This window comes from Streptomyces sp. (assembly GCF_050698815.1).
Taxonomy (GTDB): domain Bacteria; phylum Actinomycetota; class Actinomycetes; order Streptomycetales; family Streptomycetaceae; genus Streptomyces.
The window spans coordinates 1-9,149 of record NZ_JBOHCV010000411.1 but is presented as its reverse complement, the minus strand read 5'-3'; the positions used below and the strand labels follow the sequence as shown (position 1 = coordinate 9,149).

The 9,149-nt window shown below is 69.0% G+C and carries 8 protein-coding genes; 7 read left to right on the top strand and 1 reads right to left on the bottom strand.

Features of this window, described 5'->3' with window-relative positions:
• Positions 1-406 precede the first annotated feature (406 nt).
• Entirely contained in the window at positions 407-736 is a 330-nt protein-coding gene (locus ACRDP3_RS15005) for a hypothetical protein (RefSeq protein ID WP_431517435.1), read from the bottom strand.
• Positions 737-980: 244 nt separating this feature from the next.
• On the opposite strand from ACRDP3_RS15005, the gene ACRDP3_RS15000 reads away from it, so the two are divergent.
• The 7 genes from ACRDP3_RS15000 to ACRDP3_RS14970 all read left to right on the top strand — a co-directional run bounded on the left by ACRDP3_RS15000 (position 981) and on the right by ACRDP3_RS14970 (position 9,090).
• On the top strand, positions 981-2,315 hold the full coding sequence (locus ACRDP3_RS15000) for a protein kinase domain-containing protein (RefSeq protein ID WP_431517434.1): 1,335 nt from the start codon (positions 981-983) through the stop codon (positions 2,313-2,315).
• A gap of 241 nt (positions 2,316-2,556) precedes the next feature.
• Entirely contained in the window at positions 2,557-2,844 is a 288-nt protein-coding gene (locus ACRDP3_RS14995) for a hypothetical protein (RefSeq protein ID WP_431517433.1), read from the top strand.
• A 124-nt stretch (positions 2,845-2,968) separates the two neighbouring features.
• Positions 2,969-3,331, top strand: coding sequence for a hypothetical protein (locus tag ACRDP3_RS14990; protein ID WP_431517432.1), 363 nt, complete (start codon positions 2,969-2,971; stop codon positions 3,329-3,331).
• A gap of 401 nt (positions 3,332-3,732) precedes the next feature.
• Positions 3,733-4,266, top strand: coding sequence for a hypothetical protein (locus ACRDP3_RS14985; RefSeq protein ID WP_431517431.1), 534 nt, complete (start codon positions 3,733-3,735; stop codon positions 4,264-4,266).
• Between the two features lie 59 nt (positions 4,267-4,325).
• A complete protein-coding gene (gene dapF / locus ACRDP3_RS14980) occupies positions 4,326-5,201 on the top strand; it encodes a diaminopimelate epimerase (RefSeq protein WP_431517430.1) in 876 nt (291 codons plus the stop codon).
• Between the two features lie 174 nt (positions 5,202-5,375).
• Positions 5,376-7,526 (top strand): RelA/SpoT family protein, encoded by a 2,151-nt coding sequence (locus tag ACRDP3_RS14975; protein ID WP_431517429.1) that lies wholly within the window; start codon positions 5,376-5,378, stop codon positions 7,524-7,526.
• Between the two features lie 91 nt (positions 7,527-7,617).
• Positions 7,618-9,090 carry a M1 family metallopeptidase gene (locus ACRDP3_RS14970; RefSeq protein ID WP_431517428.1) on the top strand — a complete coding sequence of 491 codons (1,473 nt, stop codon included), beginning with the start codon at positions 7,618-7,620 and terminating at the stop codon, positions 9,088-9,090.
• The last annotated feature ends 59 nt before the right edge of the window (positions 9,091-9,149 follow it).

The following is a 9,149-nucleotide window of genomic DNA, read 5'->3' as shown; positions in this document are numbered from 1 at the left end:
TCAGCAGGGCCGAGTAAAAGCCACCCCCGAATAAACCAACAGCGTCAACTTGCCTGGTCGGGGGCCGAGTTGCCTGCTCTCAGCGCGGAGGCGGTGGGATGTGAACCCGCGGTGACATCGCTGCCACGACGGTTTTCAAGATTGCTTGCAGGCTTGGCCCAGCCATTGAGACTCCACCGACCTCGCTCTGTGGCTAACCGGAGAAGAAAGCCTTGAAGAGCCGCCAGCCGATACAGCTGAATACGGTCGAGCACACCCGGTGAGTGGTTGCCCTATGGCTACCGCCCGCAGCGGCGGGTAAATGCGCCACCATGAGCCGTCATCCGGAGAAGTGAATATGCGGTGGAGATGTAGTCACTCAATATTCACCAACTCTGAGTGCCATTCCTGACGGCTATGACTTCGGTCACCCTCGACGTATCTTCGCGGCGATGCCATGGCCGATGAAGAGGTACACGACAGCGGGAAGTCCGTAATTGAGGGCGAAGCGTACGTGTTCGTTCTCCATCGTGAAGATGTCCTGTGACCAGCCGGCGAGCCAGTCGGCCATGCTCTGCACGAACTGGACGAAGACGTTCCCCTGGTTGGCTCCCAGCAGGGATAGCGCGATCCACAGGCCCAGGAGCGCGGCGGCGACGTCGGCGATCGTGTGAACGATCAGAGCCGTCCGCTTCGAAGCCGACTCATTATGGATCTCGCGATGGCTTGGTGGGGCGGGCTCGTGGGTGTGGCTCATGACAGTCCCATCTGGTGTGGTGCGAAATGTCCCGGGGCAGACAGGGTAATGGCGACAGGGCTGCCGCACCCCGGCGAGGGGGCTTCGTGCCTGCCCTTCTCGGGCTGCTTTTGGGCGCGGTGGTTCCGGCCCACGATCCTCTCTGCGAAGCCTGCCGTGAAGTCGTTACGTGATTCGAGAAGCATGCCAGTACATGCCAGTAGAGGCCGTTGCGAGACGTTCACACGTATTTCACGGGATTGGTGTGACGGCCGCATGGCCTGTGGCGCAGAAAGATGTGCGGCCGGCTGGTCCAGGCCGCATGCGGAGCATACGTAGAGGTAGATGGTTTCGCACCGCTGAGGGAGGTGAGTTCGTGCTGGTAGCAGGGCGGTACCGGTTGGTGGAGTTGTTGGGCCGCGGCGCCATGGGAGAGGTGTGGCAGGCCCGGGACACCACCCTCGAACGTGACGTCGCCGTCAAGCTGCTGCTCGAACACACAGCAGCGCCGGATGCGGCGGAACGATTCCGGCGCGAGGCGCAGACCGCTGCCCGGTTGAACCACCCGAACCTGGTCGCTGCCTACGACTTCGGCGAGGAAGACGGGCGCGGTTACCTGGTGATGGAACTGGTGCCGGGACGCAGCCTGCGGGACGAGCTGGCCGAGCGCGGCCCGCTCGACGTGGAGAAGGCGCGACACTTCGCCGGACAGGCCGCCATCGGTCTGGCAGCCGCTCACGCACACGGAGTGGTGCACCGGGACATCAAGCCGGGCAATTTGCTGCTGACCGCTGATGACACGGTCAAAGTGGCAGATTTCGGCATTGCCCGGGCAGTGATGGCGACAACCTCAGCGCTGACCACGACGGGAGAACTGCTCGGCACCACCGCCTACCTCGCCCCGGAGCGGGGCATGGGCGACGAGGCCGGGTCCGAGAGCGACGTGTACGCGCTGGGCTGTGTCCTGTACGAGACGTTGTGCGGGCATCCGCCGTTCACAGGTGATCCGGCCGCGGTGGTGTACCAGCACGTCGATGCCGCACCGCATCCACCCACCGAGTTGCGCCCCGGCATACCCGAGGCGCTGGCCGACTTCACGCTCCTCATGCTTGCCAAGGCCCCCGCAGCACGTCCGACGACCGCACAAGTCGCCCACTTCCTGACCGGGGACTCGGATACCGCCCGTCTTGTCGGGGCCGTCGGCGCGACGCAGCAGGACGGAGGTACCTCTAGGTATTCGCCGTCCCTCGTTCGCGCACCCGGCCTGCGCTCCCGCCGTTCGACCATCCCCGCCGTGGCCGCAATGGTGGCCGTCTTCCTCGCCGCGTGTCTGGTCGGCTTTCAGCTCAACTCCGGCTCGGACGGCCCAGGCCGAACGCCTTCCCCGGCCGGATCGCAATCCCCCTCACCTCGGCCGGACGACCCCACCACAACTCCATCACCCGCCGAGGACGAGCCAGCGCTGCTCGACGAGGCGCAAGATCATCAGGGCGACAAGAGCCGGAAGGCAGCGGAGGAAGAACGCAAGCGGCGAGAAGAAGCTGCCAAGAAGGCTGAAGAGGAAGTCCGCAAGGGAGCGGAAGAAAAGGGCAAGCAGTAGGAACAAGCTGCGAAGAAGGAAGCCGAAGCGCGCCAGAAGCAGTGACAACCGCTGGGTTCTGTGGGGCTGCGACCATGCCGGCGCCGAGTGGCCGGGGTTGGCCGCTCTATCACCACAGCCACTGGCTTACAAGCGTCTGCCTCATCATCACTCGATGCTGCAGCGATAACGCCCGACCCTGCGCCCGCGGGGGACGAAAACACGAATCAGTTCATGCCAGGAACGGAGAGGACCTTTCACCATGACACCGAACGGCAGTGACGCAGCGCCGATCTACGACAGCCTCGTTGACGAGCACGGCGACGTGCTCGCTCAGGCACGTCAAGCCGCTGAAGAAGTACAGCGCACGATCAGCCAGGCGCCGTACATCAACGAACCAGCTCACCAGCACAGTCAACCGGCCGTGCCTGCGGCAGTACCGACCGAACCCTCACAAGCTTCCACCTGGCAGCCTGAATATGCATACCTGGCGCCCCAGGATGAAGCGCCCGGAGCCTGGTCATATGAGCCGCATGTGAAGAGTGGATAGAAGTCCGCCGAGGTTATCGGAGCGACTTCGGACAGGGGGGCGGGTCTCTGACGAGTGAAAGAGGCGTCGGCCTGGCTGCCCTCCGATGCTCCTGAGGCACGTGCAAAACAGAGATTGGAGCGTCATGAGTGACGTCTACGGGTCCGCCCCCACAAGCCATCGACAGGGCGGGCCACGTGATGAATCGTCGTCAAAATGGGCAGCCTTCGTGGTCCACACGATCGCCGACATCGCAGCCGCCTTCGTGGGCCTATGGATCGTTCTCTACCTGTTCGGCGCCAGCCAAGCGAACTTGTTCGTTCAGTACGTGCAAGATATGGCGTACTGGATCGCCGGCTGGTCGCAGAACATTTCCACAGTGGAGAACGAACACCTGCGCCTTGTCCTCAACTACGGCCTGCCTGCTCTCGTCTACCTCTTCATCGGGCACGGCATCGCCGCGAAGATACGACACACAACTCGTCGTGGCGTCGGTAGATTGGCCTGACTGACCGTCCCGCCGCACCACTGGCAGGCCCGTTCCGGTAACCTCGTGACAGATGCATGCCAGAAAACCGGAACCGCGGTCAGCAACAGTCGATCCGGCCTCCTCCTGCTGTCACCCGCTCCACCACAAAGCCCCAGGCCAGCGGCCCCGGGCTTCTTTGCTGTCCGGACCTCTCCCAGCGTCTTGACTCCTCCCGGTCGAGGGCGTCTGCGGCGTGGCCGCGCGATGGGCTTCGTCCACCCTGGACTGCACGTCCCGGCCCCGCTGACTGGTCGAACGACCGGTCACAGCCTGATCACGTGATGGCATCGGGACGCGCCGCGCGTCCGTGGCGGCCATGGCGGCGTGCCATCATCGACCATCGTTCGGAGCTTGCGGCCTTAGTTGGGAGGGCGGTGGCGATGGAGGCCAGCCCTCGTGACAACGAGGAGACCACCCTCGACGACAGCCGGCGCGCCGGGCACGCCGGGTCTGTCCGGCGTTTCGAGGGCCTCACGGACTTCGACGGCCTTCCCACGGGCGGCCCCGCGGATCACGGTGACCGCGAGGCCGGGCGCGAGGACGCCGACGAGAACCCGGCCGTCGCCCAGACGCCGGAGGAGCCGCACGAGCTGCGTCCGCAGCGGAAGCTGCGGCTGTGGCAGCTCGCCCCCATCGTGGGGCTGGGTGCGCTCGGCTCGCTGATGTTCGCCTTCCCGCTCGCCTTCGAGCCCGGTGGCGGTACCGGCGCCGTAGTCGCCATGCTGGGACTGCTGATCTGCGGCTGTGCGGCGGGCTGGGGCGCGATGGCCGCCCGGCGCGTCGGCCTGACCTGGCCGGGACTGCCCGAGCGGGGTTCGGGCGAGCGAACGGACTGGCGGATCGTCCTGCTGTACGCGGTGATCGTCGTCACCGCGGTCGCCCTCGCGATCTGGCGCGTCGCCCGGCTGCGCTGAGGGCCTGAGGGCCCGGCCCGGGAAGACGGCGGCCTGCCCGTCTCCCGTACGATCCGAGTATGACCAGCGCGCGGCCGGTGCCGTTCCTCAAGGGACACGGCACCGAGAACGACTTCGTGATCCTGCCCGACCCGGACGGCCGGCTGGAGCTGTCCCCGGAGGCCGTCGCGCGGCTGTGCGACCGGCGGGCGGGGATCGGCGGCGACGGGCTGCTGCGCGTCGTACGGTCCGCGGCGCACCCCGAGGCGCGGGCGATGGCCGGCGACGCCGAGTGGTTCATGGACTACCGCAACGGCGACGGCTCGGTCGCGGAGATGTGCGGCAACGGCGTGCGGGTCTTCGTGCGCTATCTGGAGCGGGCGGGTCTGGCCGAGCCGGGAGACGTGGCGGTGGCCACCCGGGCCGGGGTACGGCGGACGCATCTGGACAAGGACAGCGGCGAGATCACCGTCGGCATGGGACCCGCGGCGCTGCCCGGCGGCGCGGTAAGCGTGCGGGTCGGGGAGCGGGCCTGGTCCGCCCTGCACGTCGGCATGGGCAACCCGCACGCGGTCGCCTTCGTCGACGACCTCGCGCACGCGGGCAGGCTGCTGGACGCACCCGAGGTCGAACCGGCCGCCGCCTACCCGAACGGTACGAACGTCGAGTTCGTCGTCGCCTGCGGCCCGCGGCACGTCGCCATGCGCGTGCACGAGCGCGGTTCGGGGGAGACGCGCTCCTGCGGTACGGGCGCGTGCGCCGTCATGGTCGCCGCCGCGCGGCGCGACGGGGTGGACCCGGCGGCCGGCGGTGCGCCGGTGACGTACACGGTCGACCTGCCCGGCGGGCAGCTGGTGATCACCGAACGGGCCGACGGCGAGATCGAGATGACCGGACCCGCCGTGATCGTCGCCGAGGGCGTCGTCGACCTGGACGGGCTGCGCCCGGCCGGCTGAGCGCGGTGGAGACGCCGCGGCGATACGGTCACCCGGCGAAACGGCCATGCGGACGAACACCTCACGAACGGGTGATCCCGTTCACGCTGCGCAGGACCCGGTCATCAGCATGTGATGGGGTCGGTACCATCACAGCTCCGGGCCTGGCCGGGCGTTGCACAGCGGGAGGTGTCCATGAGGAGTCTGCGGAAGCTGAGCCACGCGGCCCTGCTGGGCCAGACGCCGCGCCGTGACGGTCTGCCCCACGCCATCGAGCACGTCGCGAAGGTGCACCGCGCCCACCATCCCCGCGCTGATCTGGCGACACTGCGCCGCGCCTACGTCCTCGCGGAGTCCTCACACCGCGGCCAGACGCGCAAGAGCGGCGAGCCCTACATCACCCACCCGCTGGCCGTGACCCTGCTGCTGGCCCAACTGGGCGCCGAGACCACCACCCTGACCGCGTCCCTGCTGCATGACACGGTCGAGGACACAGAGGTCACCCTGGAGCAGGTGCGCAAGGAGTTCGGCGAGGAAGTCGGCTATCTCGTCGACGGCGTCACCAAGTTGGAGAAGGTCGACTACGGCGCCGCCGCGGAGCCCGAGACGTTCCGGAAGATGCTGGTGGCCACCGGCAATGACGTCCGGGTGATGTCGATCAAGCTCGCCGACCGGCTGCACAACATGCGCACGCTCAGCGTGATGCGTCCCGAGAAGCAGGTCCGCATCGCCCAGGTGACCAGGGACGTGCTGATCCCGTTCGCCGAACGGCTGGGAGTCCAGGCGCTCAAGAGCGAACTGGAAGACCTGGTCTTCGCCATCCTGCACCCCGAGGAGCACGCACTGGCCCGCGAGTTGATCGCGGAGCACGCCCGGCAGCCCGATCCGCTCACGGTGGTGGCCACCTCCGTACGGCGGGTGCTGCGGGAGGCGGGCATCGTCGCCCAGGTTCTCATCCGGCCGCGGCACACCGTCTCCGTGCACCGGCTGCGGGTGAAGCGGGGAGAGCTGGGGGCCTGCGACTTCGGACGGCTTCTGATCATGGTCGAGGAGGACGCCGACTGCTACGCGGTCCTCGGCGAGCTCCACACCTGCTTCACGCCGCTCATCACGGAGTTCAAGGACTTCATCGCGGCCCCGAAGTTCAACCTCTACCGGTCGCTGCACACCGCGTTCGCCGATGAACGGGGCAGGGTGGCGGAAGTGCTCGTGCGGACACGGCAGATGCACCGTGTCGCCGAGGCCGGAGTGATCGCCCTCGGTGATCCACGCGGCGACTCCCGGAGTGGAGCGGCGGGGGAGGAGGACGGCGCGGCAGAGCCGGGTCCGGGCTGGCTCTCCCGGCTGCTGGAGTGGCAGAGCCACGCCACCGACAGCGACACCTTCTGGGCGGAGCTGCGCGACGAGCTGGCCCAGGACCGGGAGATCACGGTCTACTGCGCCTCTCCGGGCGCCGGGTCGGCGCCCAGCGGCGGTGCGCTGCCGCTGCCCGCCGGGGCGACCTGCGTGGACGCCGCCTACGCCCGGTACGGCGAGGCGGCGCACCGGTGCATCGGTGCGCGTGTCAACGGGCGGCTGACCGCGCTGAGTACGGTGCTGCGGGACGGGGACGCGCTCCAGCTGTTCCTGGAACCCACCGCGACCGCCGATCCGTCCGGGCCCTCTCCCGACTGGCTGCAGCACGCCCGTACCCCGGCGGCCCGGATCGCCATCCGGCACTGGCTCGCCGCCCATCCGGCCGCGGTCGAGACGGAGCTGACCTCGGCGGGCGTGGGCGGTGGACCGTTCCGCACCGCCACCCCGCCGGCCCCCGGCGCGGTGGTCGGCCCGGGAGGTCCGCGAGATCCGGCCGGGCCGGTCGGCCCCGAGCACGCGGTTGCCGCGGAAGGCGCCGCCTCCGTCATCACCGACGATCCGGACGCCGTCGTGCGACTGGCTCGCTGCTGTACGCCCGTGCCGCCCGACGAGGTCACCGGGTTCGCGGTGCGCGGCGGCACCGTCACCGTGCACCGCGACGGCTGTCAGTCGGTGACCCGCATGACGTCCACCGGCCGCCGCCCGGTGCCCGTGCGCTGGGAGCAGGGTGCGGTGGGCTGCCGTGTGACGCTGCGCGCAGAGGCACTGGGGCGCCCGCACCTGCTGGCCGATCTGACCGAGATCATCGCGGTCCAGGGCGCGGCCGTCGTTTCCGCCGACGTCGAACCACCGCGCGAACACCGCGTGCTCCACACCTACACGCTGCAACTCCCCGACGCCGCCGGGCTCCCCGCACTCATGCGGGCCATGCGCCGCGTCCCCGGTGTCTACGACGTCACGCGTGCCGCGCGGCCCCTGCCCGCCCGCTGACCTCCGCCGCCGCTCCCCGCTCCGACTCCTTTCGGGTGGGTCGCTGCCGCGCCGCCCTGGGAGAGCACCAGTGTGCTGATAGCCGTAGACCATGAAAAAGAAGGTCATTTCATATTTCCGGACGGCGCGACGGTCCCACCGCGCCGTCACCTGTGCGGCCGTCACCGCCACGGCGTTCGCGCTCCTCGGTGCCGGGTTGCCCGCGCCGGGCCCGCTCGGTGTCGGAGACCGGCTCTTTCCCGCGCTGGGCAATCCGGGATACGACGTGCGGGCGTACGACATCTCCTTCGACTACGGCGGCGACAACACCGTGCCGCTCCAGGCGAGTACGGCCATCGACGCCCGCGTCACCGAGCCCGGCGGCCTGGCCCGCTTCAACCTCGACTTCGCGGTCGGCACGGTGCACTCCGTACGCGTCAACGGCCTGCCCGCCGGGCACCGCGGTGCCGGCGAGGACCTGGTGGTGACGCCTGCCCTGCCGGTGCCCTGGGGTGCCTCACTGCACGTCGAGGTCCGGCACACCAGTCCGACGGAAAGCGGCGCGACAGGCGGCTGGGTCCGTACGAAGGACGGGCTGGCCATGGCGAACCAGGCGGACGCCGCCCATCGCGTCTTCCCGGGCAGCGACCATCCCTCGGACAAGGCGGACTTCACCTTCCGCATCACCGCTCCGCGGAAACTGTCGGTGACGGCGGGCGGACTGCTGACGGGGCGGGAGCGCAGAGGGGACGACACGGTGTGGACGTACCGTCTCGCCCATCCGATGGCCACGGAGCTCGCCCAGGTCTCGATCGGCCGCTCGGCCGTGGCGCGCCACTCGGGCCCGCACGGTCTGCCGCTGCGGGACGTGGTGCCCCGCGCCGACCGCGCCATTCTGGAGCCCTGGCTCGCCAAGACGCCAGGACAGCTGTCCTGGATGGAGCGGCGGGTGGGCGGCTATCCGTTCGAGACCTACGGGCTGCTGGTCGCCGACGCGACCACCGGCTTCGAGCTGGAGACTCAGACGCTCTCCATGTTCGAGCGGGAGCTGTTCGTCTCCACCAGCTTCGCCACCTGGTACAAGGAGTCCGTCATGGTGCACGAGCTGGCGCACCAGTGGTTCGGCGACAGCGTCACCCCGCACCGGTGGGACGATCTGTGGCTGAGCGAAGGGCACGCCACCTGGTACGAGTGGCTCTACGGTGCGGAGCGGGGCGGCCCCTCGCCCCTCTCGCGGGCGCGTGACGCGTACGAGAAGTCGGACACCTGGCGCAAGCAGTACGGAACGCCGGCCAGGCTGCACCCCGCCAATCCCGGAAACAAGACCGACATCTTCCGCAAGAGCGTCTACGACGGCTCGGCGGTCGTGCTCTACGCGCTCCGCGAGAAGATCGGCACGGACGCCTTCGCGCGGCTGCAGCGCGAGTGGGTCGCCCGGCACCGCGACGGCAACGCCTCGACCGCCGACTACATCAGCCTGGTCAACGAGGTGTCCGGGCAGGATCTGACCCGGTTCCTCAAGGACTGGCTGTACGGCGAGAAGACCCCGCCGATGCCGGGCGAGACGGGATGGCGCAGCAGGTGAACGCAGCAGGTGACAGCGCCTCCCGGCGCCCGTCGCGCCGTGGGTGCGCAAATCCAGAT

Excerpts from the sequence above, each read along its gene's own strand:
- dapF (WP_431517430.1), top strand. The coding sequence starts at position 4,326 with ATGACCAGCGCGCGGCCGGTGCCGTTCCTCAAGGGACACGGCACCGAG.
- ACRDP3_RS14995 (WP_431517433.1), top strand. The coding sequence starts at position 2,557 with ATGACACCGAACGGCAGTGACGCAGCGCCGATCTACGACAGCCTCGTT.
- ACRDP3_RS14985 (WP_431517431.1), top strand. The coding sequence starts at position 3,733 with ATGGAGGCCAGCCCTCGTGACAACGAGGAGACCACCCTCGACGACAGC.
- ACRDP3_RS15005 (WP_431517435.1), bottom strand. The coding sequence starts at position 736 with ATGAGCCACACCCACGAGCCCGCCCCACCAAGCCATCGCGAGATCCAT.
- ACRDP3_RS14970 (WP_431517428.1), top strand. The coding sequence starts at position 7,618 with ATGAAAAAGAAGGTCATTTCATATTTCCGGACGGCGCGACGGTCCCAC.
- ACRDP3_RS14975 (WP_431517429.1), top strand. The coding sequence starts at position 5,376 with ATGAGGAGTCTGCGGAAGCTGAGCCACGCGGCCCTGCTGGGCCAGACG.
- ACRDP3_RS14990 (WP_431517432.1), top strand. The coding sequence starts at position 2,969 with ATGAGTGACGTCTACGGGTCCGCCCCCACAAGCCATCGACAGGGCGGG.